Consider the following 19,046-nt stretch of genomic DNA (forward strand, 5'->3'; position numbering starts at 1 on the left):
ATGAGTCTGTTTTCCGTAAAGGACCTGAGCGTCCAGTTCGACACCCCTGATGGCGTGGTTGAGGCCGTCAAAGGCACCAGCTTCGAGATCAATCCCGGCGAATGCCTTGGCATCGTGGGTGAAAGCGGGTCGGGCAAAAGCCAAACTTTCATGGCCGCGATGGGGCTGCTGCCTCCGGCGGGGCGTGCAACAGGATCGGCCATGCTGAATGGCAAGGAAATCCTGAACCTGCCGGTCAACAAGTTGAACAAGATCCGTGGCGACGATGTCGGTATGATATTTCAGGACCCGCTGACTGCCCTGACCCCGCATTTGCGGATCGGCCAGCAGATGCGGGAAGTTCTGCAAGTGCACGAGGGTCTGCAGGGCTCGGCCGCACGGGCGCGCTGTCTGGAGTGGTTGGAACGCGTGCGCATCCCCGAGGCCGCGCGACGCTTGGATCAGTACCCGCACGAATTGTCCGGCGGGATGCGTCAGCGGGTGATGATCGCCATGTCGATGCTGTGCAATCCCAAGCTGCTGATCGCGGATGAACCAACGACAGCTTTGGATGTGACCGTACAGGCCGACATCCTCGACCTGATGGTGCGTCTGCAAAAGGACGAAGGCACCGCGATTGCGCTGATCACCCATGACATGGGCGTTGTTGCGCGTATGTGCGATCGCATTCAAGTCATGCGTCTGGGCCAGTTTGTTGAAGAAGGTGACACGCGTGAAATCTTTCGCGCTCCGCAGCACGAATACACACGTACGCTGCTGGACGCGATGCCGCGCATCGACGCCGGAGACGCGCCCAAGGCGCTGGACAAGATTGATGAGCCACTGCTCAAAGTCGACGACGTTAAGGTGCATTTCCCTATTCATGTCAAAGGTGGATTGTTCGGGCGCAAGGTGCCGTTGAAAGCGGTCGACGGAGTTAGTTTTGACATCCGCAAAGGTGAAACGCTGGGGGTCGTGGGTGAGTCGGGCTGCGGCAAGTCCACGCTGGCACGGGCGGTTCTGCAACTGATCGAACCAAGCGCGGGCAATGTCAGCTGGCTGGGTCATCCGATTGTAGGATTGCGGCGGGCAGAGCTGAACAAATATCGCAAGGATTTGCAGATCGTGTTTCAGGACCCTTTGGCCAGTCTCGATCCGCGGATGACGATCTCGGCCTCGATTGCTGAACCACTGAAAACCTATCGCCCTGACTTGACCGATCGGGAACGCAAGGAGTTGGTCGCATCGATGATGGAACGTGTGGGTCTGAAGGCCAACATGATCAACCGATATCCGCACGAACTGTCCGGCGGCCAGAACCAGCGGGTCGGCATCGCACGGGCAATGATCAACAAACCCAAGCTGATCATCTGCGACGAGGCAGTCTCGGCGCTGGATGTATCGATTCAGGCGCAAATCGTGGAACTGCTGAAAGAGTTGCAGCAGGAATTCGGGTTATCGATGATTTTCATCAGCCACGACCTGTCGGTGGTGCGCGCGGTTTCGAACCGGATTATGGTTTTGTATCTTGGTCGGATTGTCGAACTCGGCGATGGAGAGGTGATCTGTTCCGAACCAATCCACCCATACACAAAATCTCTGATTTCGGCGGTTCCAATTCCCGACCCGGACGTCGAGCGCAGCCGCCAGAGATTGAAACTGCCAGGTGAACTGCCCTCACCCATGGATCCAAAAGCCGCTTTGCGGTTTCTGCCCAGCCGCCTTTCGGCGGGTGAGACAGATTATGTCCCTCGTCTAAGCGAAGTGAAGCCCGACCATTTCGTGGCCGAGCACGACTCGCTGGAAACCATAATGGCTGGTAGATGACATCAGTGTCCCAAAGCCGATTGGTCGGCTTTGGGACGTTAATTTAGCTGATTCAACACCGACCAAAGCGGAGTTCCGCTTATGGATCAATATCCACTCAAACGCTTGATTATGCCTCAATTCGCAACAGATATTGGCAGTGACTCGCCCAATGAGGCCTGTTGCTTTTGACTTCCACCACCCTCGGTGGCACGATCTTTGCAGAAGTTGAGCAAATGGTTATTGACGTTGATTGTTTGGCCCGCAGAGCCTAATAGGTGGCCCGACAATCTGATATTCTGACATTCGTTTAACAACTTGAGAGGTCAAATGGCACGTAAGGTCACAAAGGCGATCTTCCCGGTTGCGGGGTTGGGCACGCGATTCCTGCCTGCAACGAAGTCGGTTCCAAAAGAGATCATGACTTTGGTCGATCGCCCTCTGGTGCAATACGCCATCGACGAAGCCCGCGCTGCAGGCATCACTGAATTCATTTTTGTAACGTCACGCGGCAAGTCGGCGCTTGAGGATTACTTTGACCACAACCTTGTTCTCGAACAGGAGTTGAAAGCCAAAGGTAAGGACGAGCTTCTGGAAACGCTGAATGCAACCAATATGGAAAGTGGCGCGATCGCTTATATCCGCCAGCACAAGGCTCTGGGTCTTGGCCACGCCGTATGGTGCGCCCGTCGGTTGATCGGCGATGAGCCTTTTGCCGTGATGTTGCCTGACGATGTTATCGCCTCGGACAAGCCCTGCTTGCAGCAGATGGTCGAAGCTTACGAGGAAACTGGCGGCAATATGGTCGCGGCCATGGAAGTTCCCACCGAAAAAACCAGCTCGTACGGTGTTTTGGACGTCGGCGAGAATATCGGCCCAGTCGTGCGCGCACGGGGCATGGTTGAAAAACCGAAACCCGAAGAAGCACCGTCAAATTTGGCGGTCATCGGGCGCTATGTGCTTGGTCCATCGGTTCTGTACAACCTGAACCAATTGAAGAAGGGCAGCGGCGGTGAGGTTCAGCTGACCGACGCTATTGCCGAGGATATTGGTAATGGTGTGCCTGTCTTTGGCTACAAATTCGATGGCCAGCGTTTTGATTGCGGGTCCAAGGCAGGGTTCCTTCAGGCAACTGTTGCATTTGCCTTGGCCCGTGATGATCTGCGCGAAGATCTCAGCCAGTACCTGCACGATATCGTTGCCACAGGTCAGGCTGCTCAGTAACAGTCTGGCCTTACCTTTACTTTCAAAAGACCCTAAAGGTAACCGACTGACATTTGGCATCACCAAACAGGCCGGGACACAGAGTGTGTCCCGGCCTGTTTGCAATCCGGATTTCCGGTTCGTTAGCAAAGGGTTCGGCAAGCGCCCGCTCCGGTCACACGGGATTCACGCGGGGCGCTGCACTGTGGCGCGTAATGAAATAGTCGGACCGACAGCCACAGGAGGATGCCTCTTTGTCACAGAACTCACCCCGTTTGAACCTACCTTTCCTGCAACCTTCGCAAGCTCAGAAACACGTCACCCATAACGAGGCCCTGCGACAGCTGGACCTCATTGTTCAGTTGAGCGTTTCCTCAACAAATGCATCGTCTCCACCTATTGCACCGGGCCAGGGCGAGGTTCATGCGCTGGGTGTGGCCCCAAGCGGAGATTGGGCCGGTCAGGCCGGGATGCTTGCCGCATGGTTGGACAATAGCTGGCATTTTGTCATGCCCGAAATGGGTTGGCGCGCGTGGGATGAAAGCGCAGGACAATTGAAAATCTGGGACGGAAGCACCTGGATCGATCCGCCGATTGTCACGCAGAACCTGAATGGTGTGGGCATTGCAACCGGGTATGACAGCACCAATCGGCTGTCCGTGCGGTCTCCGGCTACGCTATTCAGCCATGACGGCGGCGGCCATCAACTCAAGGTCAACAAGGCCGGCGCGGACGAAACCGCATCCCTGCTGTTTCAGTCCAACTGGACAGGTCATGCCGAAATGGGCCTATCAGGAAGTACCGGTTTTTCAATCAAAGTCTCGTCCGATGGGGGTACCTGGACCGAAGCGCTGAGTTTTGACTCTGCAACAGGGACCGCCGGCGGGGCGGCGGTTCAGGTCAGTCCAGACGACACAACCGCCGGACGCCTTATGCGGGCGGATTTTGGATATGGTCCGGGCAACCTGTTGGGATTAGTCACGCAAAGTACGGGCACGCCAACCGGAGCGGTGATCGAGCGTGGATCAAATGCCGACGGAGAGTACGTTCGTTTTGCCGATGGCACTCAGATTTGCACCTTCACACTGGCCGCGTCGGACTGCGCCAACGCAGAGGGTGCTTTATTCGCTGGCAATGCTGCAGTCTGGAGCTTCCCGATGGCCTTCGCGCCTGGCTCAGCGATTTCGGTAAGCGGCAGCGGAGGGGCAAACAACCGCTTCATGGGGTTTGACGCACCTACGGACACTCAGGTTGGGTTCAAGGTTCTGGCCACGGCGAGCGATACGACTGCCCTGGCACCAACGGCAATTGCCATTGGCCGTTGGTTCTGAATTGCCAGGTTGCCCGGGCCAGCGTCCGGGCAACTATCTGGCACGCAACTCCGTCACTGCCTGATCCAGAAACCACGCATAGGTTTCGCGTATTCCTTCTTCCAAACCGATCCGAGCGCGCCACCCCATTTCAGTCAGCCGCGACACATCCATCAGTTTGCGCATTGTGCCGTCGGGTCTGCTGGTATCCTGGGTTATTCGTCCGGTGAACCCGGTGACCTTCGCCACCAGAGCCGCCAGTTCCGCAATCGACACGTCCTGACCACACCCCACATTGATATGGCTTAGCATTGGCTGGGTGTTTGCCAGATACTCGTCCCGAGGAAGATCAAGGATAAACAAGGATGCTTCGGCCATGTCATCCACATGCAGAAACTCTCGGCGTGGTTTACCTGAGCCCCAGACCGCCACTTCGCCCAACCCGTCGTTCTGAGCCTGATGAAACCGGCGGATCAGGGCGGGCAGGACATGGCTGTTTTCAGGGTGAAAATTATCGCCTGGACCGTACAGATTGGTCGGCATGACCGAACGATAATCAACCCCGTGCTGCCGGTTATAGCTTTCACATAGCTTGATCCCGGCAATCTTGGCCAGTGCATAGGGTTCATTGGTCGGCTCCAGCACCCCGGTCAGCAATGCATCTTCTCGCATGGGTTGCGGGATGTCGCGCGGATAAATGCAGGAACTGCCCAATTGCAAGAGTTGTGTAACACCGGCGGCAAACGCCTGATGGATCACGTTGCATTCGATCATCAGGTTTTCGTAAATGAAATCTGCTGGAAAGGTGTTGTTGGCGTGGATACCACCTACCTTGGCCGCAGCCAGAATGACCTGATCGGGGCTTTCAGACTGCATAAAATCGCGCACAGCGGCCTGATCCGTCAAATCCAGTTCGGAATGCGAGCAGATTATAAGGTCAAACGCTTCGCCCTCAACCTGCCGATCCTGTAAAAGACGCAGGATTGCGCTGCCAACCATCCCGCTGTGGCCCGCGACGTAAATCTTGCGCATGCCGCTCTCCTCAGCCGTTTTCCAAACTCACAGATAGTTCATAGCCATTCTCTTTCAGAAAGGCATGGCGTTTTGCGGTTTTCAGGTCCTCCGCGACCATCTCGGCGCACATTTCCTGCGCGGTCAATTCGGGCTCCCACCCCAGTTTGGTTTTTGCTTTCGAAGCGTCACCAAGCAGGGTCTCGACCTCGGCCGGGCGAAAATATTTGGGATCGATGCGCATGACCACGTCACCGGGCTTCAACGCAGGCGCCTTATCGCCATCAATGGATTTGACCCTAGCAATTTCATCGGTGCCCGCGCCCGAGAATTCCAGTTCAACACCCAGTTCAGCAGCTGACCAAACAATAAATTGGCGCACCGAATGCTGCACACCCGAGGCAATCACAAAGTCTTCGGGCTGGTCCTGTTGCAGCATGAGCCACTGCATCCGCACATAGTCTTTCGCATGCCCCCAATCCCTCAGGCTGTCGATATTACCCATATAGAGGCAATCTTCGAGACCCTGCGCGATATTCGCGAGCCCCCGGGTTATCTTGCGCGTCACGAAAGTTTCCCCCCGGCGCGGGCTTTCGTGGTTAAACAGGATTCCGTTACAGGCGTACAGCCCATATGCCTCGCGATAGTTAACCGTGATCCAATAGGAGTACAGCTTTGCCACCGCGTAGGGTGATCGGGGGTGGAAAGGTGTAGTTTCGCGCTGTGGGGTTTCCTGAACCAGGCCGTACAACTCGGACGTAGAAGCCTGATAGAACTTCGTTTTCTTTTCCAGCCCCAGAAACCGGATCGCTTCTAGCATCCGCAATGTGCCGATCCCGTCAACATCGGCTGTATATTCCGGTGATTCAAAACTGACCGCCACATGGGATTGCGCACCCAGATTGTAAATCTCGTCGGGCTGCACCTCCTGAATGATCCGGGTCAGGTTGGACGTATCACTTAGGTCGCCGTAATGCAGGTGCATTTTCGGGTCGGGATCATGCGGATCCTGATAGATGTGATCAATGCGCTGCGTATTGAAGGACGAGGCGCGGCGCTTGATCCCGTGAACGTGATAGCCTTTTTCTAACAGAAACTCGGCAAGATATGACCCGTCCTGCCCCGTGATGCCGGTGATCAACGCCTTTTTAGCCATTTTCTTGTCCTGCAAAGTTCTGAATGCCTGTTTACCCATTCAGAAACAGCAAGAAATCTAGGAATGCAACCCAGAGCGACGGAGCAAGCATTGGCTGGCCCCGCCCGATCCCCGAAGTTGGTCACGTAGCGGCGTATAGGGGTACCGAGCTTTTCGCGCCTTCGGCCAGAGCTTTGCTTTGATCGCGGCGTACCTGCTCGTACAGCGCCAGCGCTTCTTTTGAAAACAGTTCGCGCGGGGGGTCGACATGCACAAAATTCGATTGATCGTCACGACCACGGGCCAGCAATGCATAGTCACGGTCCGCGACCAACTGCTTGGCATTGGGATTAAGGTACCGGATCGCCAGCCCGATCCGACGATCGTCCGACTGGTTTGGACCAGACCCGTGAATGGTCAAACCGTGATGCAGTGACATTTGCCCGGGTGCCAGTTCGATATGGGTTTTGTCGTCTTCGGCAACCTCGACCGCGATTTCTTGCCCGCGCGACAAAAGGTTGGTGTCTGAATAGGTATCATTGTGCGGCAGGATCGGGTTCTTGTGGCTGGCCCGCACGAAATCCATACAGCCGCTTTCCACCGTAGCGGGCGATAGCGCGATCCAGGCCGTAACCTGGTCCGGCGTTTCTCCCATCCCCCAATAGGTCAGGTCCTGGTGCATACCTACGGCGTGATCGGTGTTGGCCTCTTTGATGAAGAACTCTGCAGACCAGACCATGATGTCCGGCCCCAAAACGCCCTCGACCACATTCAGAACCCGATCATCCAACGCGATTCTGGCGGCCAGAGGAATCACAAGATGCGCGTTCACCCGTTTGTAGGTGTTCAGCGGCAGGGGCAAATCCCCCGACAGCCACTCCTGTTCCAACCGTTCAAGGCCCTTTCGGATATCTGCGGCCTCATCGGTCGAAAAAACTGTCAGCGGGAAAAGAAACCCGTCTTTCCAATATTGCTCGGTCTGCGCGGCAGTCAGTGCGCTACGAGATGGGGGGTTTGACATGGTATACCTCATGGCTGCGTGTCACCGCACGATAACCCCGAACGCAGATCAACCAGCGCGCGGCCTCTTGCCCGTCAGGTTAAGTTTTGCTTAGCCTATGCTGCATGGCATCCCGCATCCCCTCTCTCAACTGGCTGCGCGTGTTCGAAGCAGCCGCTCGGACCGAAAGCTTTGCCCGTGCGGCAGTCCAGCTGAACATGTCAGCAGCGGCAATCAGCCAGCAGGTTAAGGCGCTTGAAACGCGGCTGGGAACGCCGTTGTTTCATCGCCACCCACACGCGGTAACTCTGACCGAAGCTGGCCGGGCATATTTACCATCGGTTCAGCAATCCCTTGTGATGCTGGAATCAGCCACAACAGGGCTGTTTGGCGAAACGCGTGAGCAGCGGCTGTTCGTACAATCCGTTCTGCTTTTTGCCCATGGCGTTCTGGCGCAAGGGTTGCCTGACTTTCAATTGACGCATCCCCGCATCACCCTTTCGCTCACAACCGGGAACCTAGTGTCGGATTTCGTCAATCAGTTCACCGATCTGCAAATCGTGTTTGGTAATCCGACCCTCTACGGTACCCAAGGCGACCCGCTGCTGCGCGAGCGCCTGTACCCCGTCGCCCCACCAGACATTGCCGCGCGGATCCAACATCCGCAGGACCTGTTTCAATTCACCTTAATTGAGGTATCGACCCACCGCGCCAGTTGGCTGCATCTGTTCGAGGCCCTGCGCCTGCCCGCAGGACAGGCACGCTATTTTTTTGCCGACAATTCTTTGATGGCCGCTGAACTGTCTGCCAGTGGCAGCGGCATCGCGCTGGCCCGTGCGCCCGCATCTGATCGGATTATGGCTTTATCGGGCCTCGTCCCCTGTCTGCCCGAAATCGAGGTTCCGGGGCAGGAAGCCTATCATCTGATATACGAATCCCGCGCCGCGCTGCGCCCCCCTGCCCGCGCCTTTCGCGAATGGTTGCTGGACTACAGCGCCGCTGTCCAGACCCGGTAACGCCCCTGCCCTGTCACCTCGCGGATCAGGCCGCGACGGGTAAACCGGTCGATATTGCGTTGCACCGCCGCGCGTGAAGCTTGTGTCAGCTCCTCGGCCAACGGCGCCGAAACCATCGGCCAGGCAGTCAATGCGTCGATCAACATGGGTGGCGTTCGACCACTCAGCCCACTGGTGGCCTCGCGAGCACGCTGATCCCAGGCGCTGACCCGGTCAAGATGCATCAGCGCCGCCAATGCAGCTTGCCCCGCCCCCCGAATCCAGGCCGAGAGCTTTTCATCGACTTCACCTACGCCGCGCAGCGCTCCCGGCCCTGACAAGGCCAAGGGCATGAAAATCGCCCCTCCTCGCCCCATCATCGCCGCGTGACGGGCCGCGATTATTGCAGCCTCAGTATCCTGCCCAATCCCCTGAGCCAGCGCGCGCCAGGCATGGAAGGCTATTGCAGACTGCGTAACCGGATGTAGCCCCTCGCTGTTGCGCATGACTTCGGCCAGATCGGCCACAGCTTCGGGAATTTCTTCGATTCCCTGCGCCATGCGGTCCAAAAACGCAGTCAGGCCGGTTTCCCATCCGCCTTCTGACGGACCCGGGCCGGCGGTCAAGCGTCGCACGGCCCAGCCAGCGCGAAACAGGGCTTGTACGTCGTCTCCGGTGGCACCGATCCGCAATCCGGTCCACAGGGCCAGCCGGTCAACGCTGATACGGTCCCCAGTCCACCATCCCAGATCCGACACATCCATTAATGCCAGACGATGCGACCAACCATCTGGACCCGCCCGCAGACGCTCATCCAGCGCACCGAATATCGCGGCCAGATCAGCCAGCTCGTGGGACAATTGATCCTGTGCAGCGCGCCATTCCCGTGGATCGAACAACATGCGGCGGTCGACCTTTGGCCCCGGAGGCAAAAAATCCTCGGACGCCGCTTCGTCATCCGGCGGCAGAAACCAAAGGTCTTCGTCATCCGGCGGATCAGTGTCATAGAGACTGGGAGGACCGACCGCTTCGGCGTCCTCATCCGGATCAGGGATGACGGGTTTGCTTGTCATACCAAGTATATTTCGGGGATTTGGACGGGTTCACAAGGCGTTTCTGCGATTTTGCAGAGTCAGCCCGCAAAAGTCGTGGTCAAGGTGTCCAGCTGCTCGCCCAGATCGGTCTGCCCTTTACTACCGATCAGCATGTAACCATAGCCGTCCTGCGCCCAGGTCGCAGTGGCCAAACCGCTGAGCACCGCTTGTTTCAAATCCCTGTTCGGCGCGCCTTCGCCCTGCTTGATGACACAGAATGCAAACGGTTGCCCTTGCGCGTTGGCAAACACGACCTGTACCAGCGGCTTACCTTTGAATGACAGAAGCTGCGCGCGTTTCACCTCTCCGCCCGGCAAAGCCTCCAGCGCTTCGCGGTTCAGCGATCGGCCAAGCAATTCCTCAGCCTGCGCAAATTGCGCATCCAAAATCTGCGGAGAATTGTCCAACCCCGCAATTGTATCCGGCCCGTAAAGCGATTGATAGATTGCCGCCTGCTCGGCCCAGCCCAACGGGGCGGGACGCATGGCCCAATAGGTTGCCGACACAGCGACTACCGCCACCGAAGCTGCAACGGCTAACAACCGTAGGCCACCGCCACCTGCCCGAACCGACGGTTCGGGCAGATTCGCCCGGGGCACTTTGGTAGGCACGCCCGCAAATACAGCCTGCACAACAGGCGCAATCGAATCCAATGCCATAAGGCGCTGTTCGAGAACGGGATCGGCCTCAACCGCGTCTTCGATCACACGGGCCTCGGCCTCATCCAGAGTGCCTTCCAAATACGCCACCAGCATTTCATCGGAAAACTTCATTTGCCACTCCGTCGAACGACATCTGCCGCCTCATGCTGCATCACGTTTTTCAATTTCTGCCGGGCGTTGGATAGTCGGCTCATGATCGTACCTATCGGCACCTCCAGCAATGCGGCAGCCTCGCGATAGCTGTAGCCTTCGACGAAAACCAGCATGACCGTTTCCCTCTGCGCCTCTGGCAGGTGCATCACTTGTGTAAACACTTCAGCAGCGAAAATATTCGTTTCCGCGTCCACGCCAACTGCGACCAATTCCTCCTCAGGTGTGACAGACAGCGCCTGCGCTTTGCGAACCGAACGCGCCCGCACCTCATTCAGCCAGATTGAGCGGCAGATGGTGATTAGCCAACTGTCCAGCCGCTCATACGACGTGACCTGATGATGACGTTCCAACGCGCGCAAGCATGTCGATTGCAGCAGATCATCGGCCACATCCGACGCACCGGACAACGCCAGCCCAAACCGCCAGACACGTTTCGAATGTGTCTGGATCGCACCGCGCACGGCCTGTTCCGAACTTAATTCACCGCCCATCTAAAAATTCGCGACCTGTGTTTATTTCAATCTCGGGCTATACCCGCTGGGTCAGGACTGACATAACCCGAGCCGAAATGAAATGAAACTTATGTTGAAGGCTCTCACGGTAGGTCGGGCTGACAGGGTCCGAAACCGGACTTTCATTTACCTACCCCGCCGCGCTATGCCTTGTTCTGTCACAGGTAGCAGAGGCAATGGGCATGAGCGAGACAGTCAAGCTGACACTGGATGAAATCAGGAACCTCAGCCTGACAATCCTGACCAAATCCGGGTTCGGCCGTGATCATGCCGCTGCCATCGCAGACACGCTGACCACCTGTCAGATCGATGATTGCCAATCCCACGGGCTGTTTCGCCTGTTTATGTGCTGCGACACGATGAAGGCAGGCAAGATCGACGGTAGTGCAGCTCCGGCTCTTACACTTTCGGACAATGCGGTCGTTCGTGTGGACGCGCGGGGCGGAATGTCTTTGTTGGCATTTGAGAAAGCCTTGCCTGTTCTGATCGAGAAAACCCGGACTCATGGTATCGCAGCTTTGGCGATCAACCGCTGTTTTCATTTCTCCGCACTTTGGCCCGAGGTGGAGCGCCTGTCTGCCGCTGGTCTCGCCGCAATGGTGATGGTGCCCAGCCATTCCTGGGTGGCTCCCGCTGGCGGCACGCGCGGGAGCCTTGGCACCAACCCGCTGGCCTTTAGTTGGCCGCGTCAGGGCAAGGACCCGTTCACCTTCGATTTCGCCACTAGCGCCTTCGCCCGTGGTGAGATCGAACTCTACCGCCGTGCAGGCAAGCCCCTGCCCGAGGGCGTCGCAATCGACAAGTACGGCAACCCGACAACCGATCCGCAGGCCGCGATGGATGGCGCGATGCTGACCTTCGGTAGCTACAAGGGGTCGGCCCTGTCGATCATGATCGAACTGCTGGCCGGGCCTTTGATCGATGATCTGACCAGCCTTGAAAGCATGGAATTTGCCGATGGTGCAGGTGGTGCTCCCTATCATGGTGAAATCATCATAGCCTTCGATCCGGCGCACTTCAGCGGTGGGCGGGTCGTCGAAAATGACGCCCGCGCTGAACGTTTGTTCGCTGACATCACGGATCAGGGTGCCCGCCTGCCCTCGCAACGACGGTTCGCCGCGCGGGCGCATAACACAGCCCGAGGATACGTGGAAATTGCAAAAACCCTGCACGACGATCTGCAAGCTTTGGCCGAACAGGAACAGGCATCCTAAAACCCCTTCCCCTTGGTGATGCGGCTGGCTAAGTAGGTTCTCCAGACATTTTCAGGAGGCCCCCTTGGACCGCATCGCCCGCACCATCGCCACCGAGATCAATGCCCGCCCCGAACAGGTTGGGGCCGCAGTCAAACTGCTGGACGAAGGAGCCACGGTGCCGTTTGTCGCCCGCTACCGCAAAGAGGTAACTGGCGGTCTGGACGATACCCAATTGCGGACACTCTCCGACCGTCTGACTTATTTGCGGGAACTGGAGGCGCGGCGTGAAACGATCCTGAACTCGATCAAGGATCAGGGCAAACTGACCGACGAACTGACCAAATCCATCCTGCAAGCGGACACCAAAGCGCAGTTGGAAGACATCTACCTGCCCTACAAACCCAAACGCCGCACAAAGGCGATGATCGCGAGCGAAAACGGGTTGGAGCCGCTGGCGGATGCTATCCTGACAGATCGCGCTGTTGATCCTGAAACTTTGGCGCAGAGTTATGTCACTGACGCCGTTCCGGCAACGAAGGATGCGCTGAACGGCGCGCGCGACATAATTACCGAACGGCTGACCGAAAATGCCGCCCTATTGGGGGAATTGCGCAGTTTCATGCAGCGCGAGGCGTTGCTGACCTCGAAGGTGATCGACGGTAAGGAACAGGAAGGCGCGAAGTTCAGTGATTATTTCGGTCACTCGGAACCGTGGGCCAAGACGCCGTCCCATCGTGCGCTGGCGATGTTGCGCGCCTCGAAAGAAGGTATCGTGACGCTGGATATCGCGCCCGAGCCGGAAACTGGCGCGGCCAGAGCAGAGGCGATTGTTGCCGCACATCTGCAGACCCGAGGCGATGGCCCCGGTGACCGCTGGCTGCGCAAAGTGGCCGGGTGGACATGGCGGGTGAAACTTTCCCTGTCGATGATGGTTGAATTGATGGCAGATCTCCGAACCAGAGCACAAGATGAGGCTATTCAGGTTTTCTCTCGTAATCTCAAAGATTTATTGTTTTCCGCCCCGGCAGGGGCACGGGCGACGCTGGGTCTTGACCCAGGCATTCGCACGGGTGTCAAAGCTGCGGTCGTAGACGCCACAGGCAAGGTAATTGCGACCGATACTCTCTATCCTTTTCAACCCAAGAACGATCTGCGCGGTGCGCAAGCGGCCATTCTGAAACTGATCACCACCCACAAGATTGAGTTGATCGCAATTGGCAACGGCACCGCCAGCCGTGAGACCGAAAAGATGGTGGCTGACACCCTGAAACTGCTACCCAAAACTGTTACCGCCCCAACCAAAGTTGTTGTGTCCGAAGCAGGGGCATCCGTGTACTCGGCGTCGGAACTGGCAGCACGCGAGTTCCCAGATCTCGATGTTTCTTTGCGCGGCGCCGTTTCGATCGCCCGGCGCCTGCAAGACCCGCTGGCTGAGTTGGTGAAGATTGAACCTAAGTCTATCGGGGTCGGCCAATATCAGCATGACGTAGATCAGCACAGGCTATCCCAATCACTGGCCTCGGTCATCGAAGACGTTGTGAACGCGGTCGGTGTCGATCTGAACACGGCGTCTGCACCCCTGCTCTCTCATGTGTCAGGCCTTGGTCCCGGGCTCGCCGAAGCGATTGTTATGCATCGCGATCTGAACGGTGCATTCCAATCCCGCAAGGAGTTGTTGAAGGTCGCGCGCCTCGGCCCTCGCGCTTATGAGCAATCTGCAGGGTTTTTGCGCATACGCGATGGCTCCGAGCCTCTTGATGCCTCGTCGGTTCACCCCGAAGCGTATGACGTTGCCCGGCGGGTCGTTTCGGCCTGTGGGCGCGATATCCGTCAGATCATGGGCCACGAAGGGGCGCTCAAGGGACTGCGTGCTGAGCAGTTTGTTGATGACACGTTCGGGTTGCCCACTGTGCGTGACATCTTTGCCGAGTTGGAGAAACCCGGCCGTGATCCACGACCCAGCTTTGTCACGGCGTCCTTCGCTGACGGCATTGAGGCTATTACCGATCTGAAGCCAGGCATGGTGTTGGAAGGCACGGTGACCAATGTCGCCGCTTTTGGCGCATTTGTAGATATCGGGGTGCATCAGGATGGGTTGGTTCATGTCAGCCAATTGGCGGACCGCTTTGTCAAAGACCCCCATGAAGTGGTCAAGACCGGCCAGGTCGTCAAAGTCACCGTGGTCGAAGTGGATGTCCCCCGCAAGCGGATCGGATTGACCATGCGAAAAGATGGCGGAGCATCGGCGCGCGAAGATCGCGCAAGCCGTGGGAATAAAAAGAGTCGCAACTCTTCAAAAGCCACGGGATCGCAACGCGCAAAATTTAGCGATAATGCACACAACAATGCATTCGCCGATGCGTTAAAATCCGCGCTAAAAAACAAATGAGGGTCAGAGGGATGCACCAGCCCCTTCTCTTTTTGCTTAAGTAAATGCGTCGGGCTCAAGCTCTTTCCAAAACTCAAAGATAGCGTTGGCGTTCAAACCTGACCGCCAGCCATGCGCGCGGAAATGTTCACGGTCCAGATCGTTGTCGAGCCCGGCGATGAATAGCCGCTTGTCCGCGTCGCGTTGCGTTGGGTTTCGCCGCGAAACCAACTCTTCAACGATGGACAGTTTGCGTGATCGCTCTGAGCGTTCTGCCGCACGCGCCTCGTATGCCTGGTCCTCCCGGACTTTGTTAGCTTCCCTCTCTCGAGCGGCCGCAATTGCTTCGGGGCTGGGTTCAGCTGGGGTTTCTTTCTCTGGCGGTTGATAGTCATCGCGCAACGCGGCGGACAGGTAGCCGACAGTTGACTTTACATCACCCTGCCCACTGACGTAGTCCAGCTTTTGCTGAACGTAATCTTCTCCGTGCTCAGCGATCCACTGGCGCGCCAACCGGTCCGACACCCCCTGTTTGCGCAAAGTCTTGTACACCTGCAGATTTCGAACACCATCGCTGTCGTCTATTTCGAACATCGTCTTCTGCGGGTTGCCCTTAATCAAAAACCTGATGTCCGTAACACTGCGCCCTTTCTTCTGGAACTCGGGCTCGATCAGTATGTCCGAGCTTTTATTCACCTCGGCAACGGCTGGCTTGATAATCTTCGCATTCAGGTGCTTGAAGCTGCTGTAATAGTCGCTTCCATCGACCCCCATGAGTTTGCGAAAGACATCCAGAGCCCACCAGCCGGTGGAGCCGGTTCGGACAAAGCGATAACAGTTTTCATAGAGAGCCAGCCCGTGGCCCGAACTGAAATTCCTTTGAATTTGGACGTTGATCAAAGCATAAATCTTAGGATCATAAAGCTTTTGCGCCAAGGCTGGTGAGTAAGCATATTCACAAACCCCGTTCTTGAGCTTGGCAAAGCTGAGCAGAGACGACACCCCCCATTCCTGACGGCCTTGCTCATCCAGCATGTCCCATTCCGCCACCGTTTCGGCCAATGCGCGCAGGCTTGCACGCAAGGTGTCAAAGTCATTGGAGTTGTAACCAACCATCATAGCGAGCGTACGTGCGTCGATAGTGTGGGTCGGCGCCGAAGTTAATGCATCATAGGCATTCAGCAACAAAACGTTCGACAGCTTACGCTGCAACAGAGTTAGCTTGCCGCTGATGTGAATTGCGGCAACATTTTTCTTAACCGTTTCCCGGCGCAGTGCGCCAGAAAGCTGGTCCATGTCCAATTGTGTATCCGGCATGATTCTGCCTGGCTGCTCGTTTTGCTATTTCTGACATGAAAAGTACCCGTGGATCAATCTATTTTGGGTACCCAAATACAGGAGGTGGGTGATCCCGGATATGGGTACCATTGTAGAAGAGGCCCTCAGTTATCCACAGAACGCCGAGTCAGAAACCACCTTTTCCGATTCTGATATCCGAATCCAGGCAGTCAAATGCGGAGAAATAGGGTCTAAACAGCGTTGGATTTCAAAGTCCTGCGAATCGGCGCCCTTCTTCCCGAAGCTCGGCACCACAGAGCCTGTATATTGGTACCTTTGATCCCGGAATCAGGCACCTTTTATCCCGTATCTAGGTGCCGAGTGAGCGCTTAATTATTGTTTTTATTAGGGTTTTTCAACTCAAAGATTCTAAACTATCTAAAAAAAATAAACCCTTTGTTGCATGCTGTGCCTTCATTTTCTTTTGGTTTCGTCACGAAACCACCTGTTCAACGTATAAATTGTGGAAAACTCTCCATCAGAGGATAGCGTGCCGAATAAATGTTCGCTAAGATGAGCAATATACGCCGACAAGGCGAACATTATCTGAGGCATCGACAGTGAATAAATCTACCCAACCTCCTTTGCCACCCTATTTGAATCTGGACCCAGAAATTGCAGCCCAGAAGCTCCCCGATCCTATCGGGACATCTCGATTCGCAAAAGCGGCCACCTTCTGTGCCAAAGGACGAGAAGATCTCGCGCGACGGGGATATGCTCCGGATGGAGAAAAGCGACTGCGTCGGTTTTCAATATGGGAAATAACAAAATATCTGATCCCGGTTGCGCCCGCTCATCTGCGGCGCGTTCTCAAGGCCAATCCGGATTTACCGCAAGGTGAAGGAGAGGCTGGTTCCAAGTGGTTTACACTGGACGAAGTACTTATTCTTCGAAAGCATTTTGCGACCGAAGGTGTTAGCACCAAAGAATATTTACCCTACCGACCCGAAGGGTTGCCGGCAAAGGTTGTTGCGGTCGCCAATTTCAAGGGTGGCGTGGGTAAAACCTCGACCGCTGCCCATCTTGCCATGTCCGCTGCGCTGGATGGGTATAAGGTTCTGGTGATTGACCTGGACAGTCAGGGGTCGATGACTTCCATTCTGGGTGGAAATGTTGCGGACGAATGGCAAACTGTATTCCCGTTGATCGCCAAGGATTATGCGCGTGCAGTGCAGGAGGAAAATCGAGTTCGGAATGCGGCAGGGCAACCGGAGATTCCGTTGGACGAGACGCTGCAGGAGGCACTTAACACCCTGCCCCATGATGTGATTCAAAAAACCCATTGGCCGAACATTGATCTCATTGGCGCTCAGTTGAACCTCTATTGGGCTGAGTTCCAAATCCCTGTCTGGCGTATGGGCCTGCGGAGCTGGCCATTGTGGGATGGGTTAACGAATTTCCTTCACGACGAAGGTGTGTTGAACGATTACGATATCGTATTCCTCGATACTCCTCCTGCACTTGGGTACCTTACGATTAATGCATTGGCCGCCGCTGACATATTGCTGGTTCCACTAGGAGCGTCATTTCTTGAATTTGACTCGACGGGTCGGTTCTTCGACATGCTCTACACGACGTTTGCAAGCATCGAAGATGGTGAGAACGCCGCACAAAGAGCAGCGGGGTTGCCCGAACTCAAGTTCGAGTGGGACGTCGTTCGGGCGATTATTACCCGGTTTGACGCCAGCCAGCAGACCGATATGGCGAATGTGATCCAGGCTTATTTTGGGGATTTCATGAACGCCTATCGCCAGGACTATACAGCGCTGGTGGGTCAGGCTGGTGAGCAAGTTAACGGTATATACGAAGCGGATTACCGGGATTTCAACCGCGACACGTATGTACGGGGCAGGGAGACGTTTGACCGGACCTATGCGGAATTCAAGCAGGTTCTGATTGGGTGCTGGTGGCGCGATGCGCAGATGGGAGAACAGGCAGATGGCTAAACGCAGAAGATTGACAGCGCCGGACACGGCAGAGCTTGAAGAACTTGAGGCGGGTTTCGCCGCGAAACCGTCCATCAGCCCTTTTGAGACCAAGTCGTCGGCCCCACCAATTGCGCAAGTTGCGGCTGAGGCGGCCGCCTTGAATGGAATGACCGCTGTTACAGATCGGCTTGCTTTGGCGCAGGATCAGGGCGACGCAACAAAATGGCGGGACGCTCATGAGGCTGGGCTGGTTGCGGAATTGCTGCCGTTGGATCAGATCGATGCTGACTACATTCGACGGGACCGGATGGTCAATGACGAAGAAGCAATGGCAGAACTGTTGGACTCTCTTCGAGTTCACGGGTTGCGCACTCCCATTGAGGTGACCCGTGATGGGGAAGGGTATGGCCTGATTTCGGGATTCCGAAGACTAGATGCATTCCGGCGTTTGGCTGAAACCGACGCGCGCTTTGCTGAAATTCCTGCTTTCATTCGCGAAGCAGGGTCCGGCCAGGGTGCTTATGTGTCAATGGTCGAGGAAAATGAACTCAGATCAAATCTGACGCCATATGAGAGGGGCCGGATTGCGGTCTTGTCGGCGGGGCAGGGGGTCTTTGCCTCGACTGAAGCAGCGGTTGATGTTTTGTTTGCAGCGGCCTCAAAGGCAAAGCGATCTAAAGTTCGGAGCTTTGCAATGGTGCATGAGGCCCTAGGCGACCTGTTACAGCACCCCGTTGCCCTGTCAGAAAAGGCTGGTCTGAAACTGGCCGCGGCGCTGCGGGATGGAGCACAATCCCGGCTACGGCAAGCGTTGGCAGGGGCAGGGGAGGTTGATCCCAAGTCAGAGTGGGAGTTGCTGGAGGCTGCTCTGAAAGAGACCCCTAGCGCGACAAAAGACAAAGCGCGAGGCGGGAGGCCACAGCAGGTTCAACGCCTTGCCCCGATGGCTCTTTCCGGGGGCGGCAGTATCCTGGCGGAAGTCTCCGCTGGTGAATTGCGAGTGCGTGTTCGTGACAAGAATCTGACGACAGAAGACGGGCAAGAGATCGTCGAACAACTAGGCCATTTTTTGAACCAGTTTCGTGACGAAACCCGAGGTTGAAACCCTTAAACCATTATTTATGGACAACAGCGACAGACCATAAGTGCCGGTCTCTGCTGCCCCGATGGCATGTCCATTTTAGAAGGCATGTGGGAGACAGTCTAGGAAGTACGCAAAAAGTGTTTTTTTTGCGCATTAAATGGTGATAGATAGAGCAATAAAGGGATGTGTCGCAAACTTTTAGAACGGCCAGCGCCAGCGACCTGCCGGACACACTTATCTTGCGATCTCGGCAAATAGTCGAAAGCCCGACG

At 56.3% G+C, this 19,046-nt stretch carries 15 protein-coding genes; 8 read left to right on the top strand and 7 right to left on the bottom strand.

All coding sequences use genetic code 11. From position 1 onward, the window contains the following. The 3 genes from ACR0IY_RS13250 (at nt 1) to ACR0IY_RS13260 (ending at nt 4,319) form a co-directional block, all read left to right on the top strand. Nucleotides 1-1,806: an ABC transporter ATP-binding protein gene (locus ACR0IY_RS13250; protein WP_480674010.1), complete on the top strand. Its 1,806-nt coding sequence runs from the start codon at nt 1-3 to the stop codon at nt 1,804-1,806. Between the two features lie 309 nt (nt 1,807-2,115). Next, nucleotides 2,116-3,009 carry a UTP--glucose-1-phosphate uridylyltransferase GalU gene (gene galU, locus ACR0IY_RS13255; protein ID WP_480674012.1) on the top strand — a complete coding sequence of 298 codons (894 nt, stop codon included), beginning with the start codon at nt 2,116-2,118 and terminating at the stop codon, nt 3,007-3,009. A gap of 233 nt (nt 3,010-3,242) precedes the next feature. Next, nucleotides 3,243-4,319: a DUF2793 domain-containing protein gene (locus ACR0IY_RS13260; RefSeq protein ID WP_480674014.1), complete on the top strand. Its 1,077-nt coding sequence runs from the start codon at nt 3,243-3,245 to the stop codon at nt 4,317-4,319. 33 nt (nt 4,320-4,352) lie between these two features. Here the strand turns inward: ACR0IY_RS13260 and fcl are convergent, their stop codons facing one another. From fcl to ACR0IY_RS13275, 3 genes are all read right to left on the bottom strand, one after another. Beyond that, nucleotides 4,353-5,330, bottom strand: a complete 978-nt coding sequence (fcl, locus tag ACR0IY_RS13265; RefSeq protein WP_480674015.1) for a GDP-L-fucose synthase — start codon at nt 5,328-5,330, stop codon at nt 4,353-4,355. 10 nt (nt 5,331-5,340) lie between these two features. Next, nucleotides 5,341-6,465 (bottom strand): GDP-mannose 4,6-dehydratase, encoded by a 1,125-nt coding sequence (gmd, locus tag ACR0IY_RS13270; RefSeq protein ID WP_480674017.1) that lies wholly within the window; start codon nt 6,463-6,465, stop codon nt 5,341-5,343. Between the two features lie 121 nt (nt 6,466-6,586). Beyond that, nucleotides 6,587-7,465 (bottom strand): phytanoyl-CoA dioxygenase family protein, encoded by an 879-nt coding sequence (locus ACR0IY_RS13275; RefSeq protein ID WP_480674019.1) that lies wholly within the window; start codon nt 7,463-7,465, stop codon nt 6,587-6,589. Nucleotides 7,466-7,569: 104 nt separating this feature from the next. Between ACR0IY_RS13275 and ACR0IY_RS13280 the strand changes: the two genes are divergently transcribed. Next, nucleotides 7,570-8,460, top strand: coding sequence for a LysR substrate-binding domain-containing protein (locus ACR0IY_RS13280; RefSeq protein WP_480674021.1), 891 nt, complete (start codon nt 7,570-7,572; stop codon nt 8,458-8,460). On the opposite strand, the gene ACR0IY_RS13285 is transcribed toward ACR0IY_RS13280, so the two are convergent. From ACR0IY_RS13285 to ACR0IY_RS13295, 3 genes are read right to left on the bottom strand one after another with little or no spacing between them, the layout of a single operon-like run. Further along, nucleotides 8,433-9,512, bottom strand: coding sequence for a helix-turn-helix domain-containing protein (locus ACR0IY_RS13285; RefSeq protein ID WP_480674023.1), 1,080 nt, complete (start codon nt 9,510-9,512; stop codon nt 8,433-8,435). The genes ACR0IY_RS13280 and ACR0IY_RS13285 overlap by 28 nt on opposite strands. 59 nt (nt 9,513-9,571) lie before the next feature. Next, nucleotides 9,572-10,306, bottom strand: a complete 735-nt coding sequence (locus ACR0IY_RS13290; RefSeq protein ID WP_480674025.1) for a hypothetical protein — start codon at nt 10,304-10,306, stop codon at nt 9,572-9,574. Continuing rightward, on the bottom strand, nt 10,303-10,839 hold the full coding sequence (locus ACR0IY_RS13295; protein ID WP_480674026.1) for an RNA polymerase sigma factor: 537 nt from the start codon (nt 10,837-10,839) through the stop codon (nt 10,303-10,305). The genes ACR0IY_RS13290 and ACR0IY_RS13295 overlap by 4 nt, the downstream gene beginning before the upstream one ends. 203 nt (nt 10,840-11,042) lie before the next feature. On the opposite strand from ACR0IY_RS13295, the gene ACR0IY_RS13300 reads away from it, so the two are divergent. Together ACR0IY_RS13300 and ACR0IY_RS13305 are read left to right on the top strand one after the other, a co-directional pair. Next, nucleotides 11,043-12,074 carry an Ldh family oxidoreductase gene (locus tag ACR0IY_RS13300; protein ID WP_480674028.1) on the top strand — a complete coding sequence of 344 codons (1,032 nt, stop codon included), beginning with the start codon at nt 11,043-11,045 and terminating at the stop codon, nt 12,072-12,074. Nucleotides 12,075-12,138: 64 nt separating this feature from the next. Then, nucleotides 12,139-14,445 carry a Tex family protein gene (locus ACR0IY_RS13305; protein WP_480674030.1) on the top strand — a complete coding sequence of 769 codons (2,307 nt, stop codon included), beginning with the start codon at nt 12,139-12,141 and terminating at the stop codon, nt 14,443-14,445. Between the two features lie 36 nt (nt 14,446-14,481). On the opposite strand, the gene ACR0IY_RS13310 is transcribed toward ACR0IY_RS13305, so the two are convergent. Then, nucleotides 14,482-15,741 (bottom strand): replication initiation protein, encoded by a 1,260-nt coding sequence (locus tag ACR0IY_RS13310; RefSeq protein ID WP_480674032.1) that lies wholly within the window; start codon nt 15,739-15,741, stop codon nt 14,482-14,484. Between the two features lie 581 nt (nt 15,742-16,322). On the opposite strand from ACR0IY_RS13310, the gene ACR0IY_RS13315 reads away from it, so the two are divergent. Both ACR0IY_RS13315 and ACR0IY_RS13320 read left to right on the top strand, forming a co-directional pair. Next, complete coding sequence (locus ACR0IY_RS13315; RefSeq protein ID WP_480674034.1) at nt 16,323-17,708, top strand: AAA family ATPase; 1,386 nt, start codon at nt 16,323-16,325, stop codon at nt 17,706-17,708. Further along, entirely contained in the window at nt 17,701-18,792 is a 1,092-nt protein-coding gene (locus tag ACR0IY_RS13320) for a ParB/RepB/Spo0J family partition protein (RefSeq protein ID WP_480674036.1), read from the top strand. The genes ACR0IY_RS13315 and ACR0IY_RS13320 overlap by 8 nt, the downstream gene beginning before the upstream one ends. Nucleotides 18,793-19,046: the final 254 nt, after the last annotated feature.

Source organism: Ruegeria sp. BC1, from assembly GCF_056539305.1.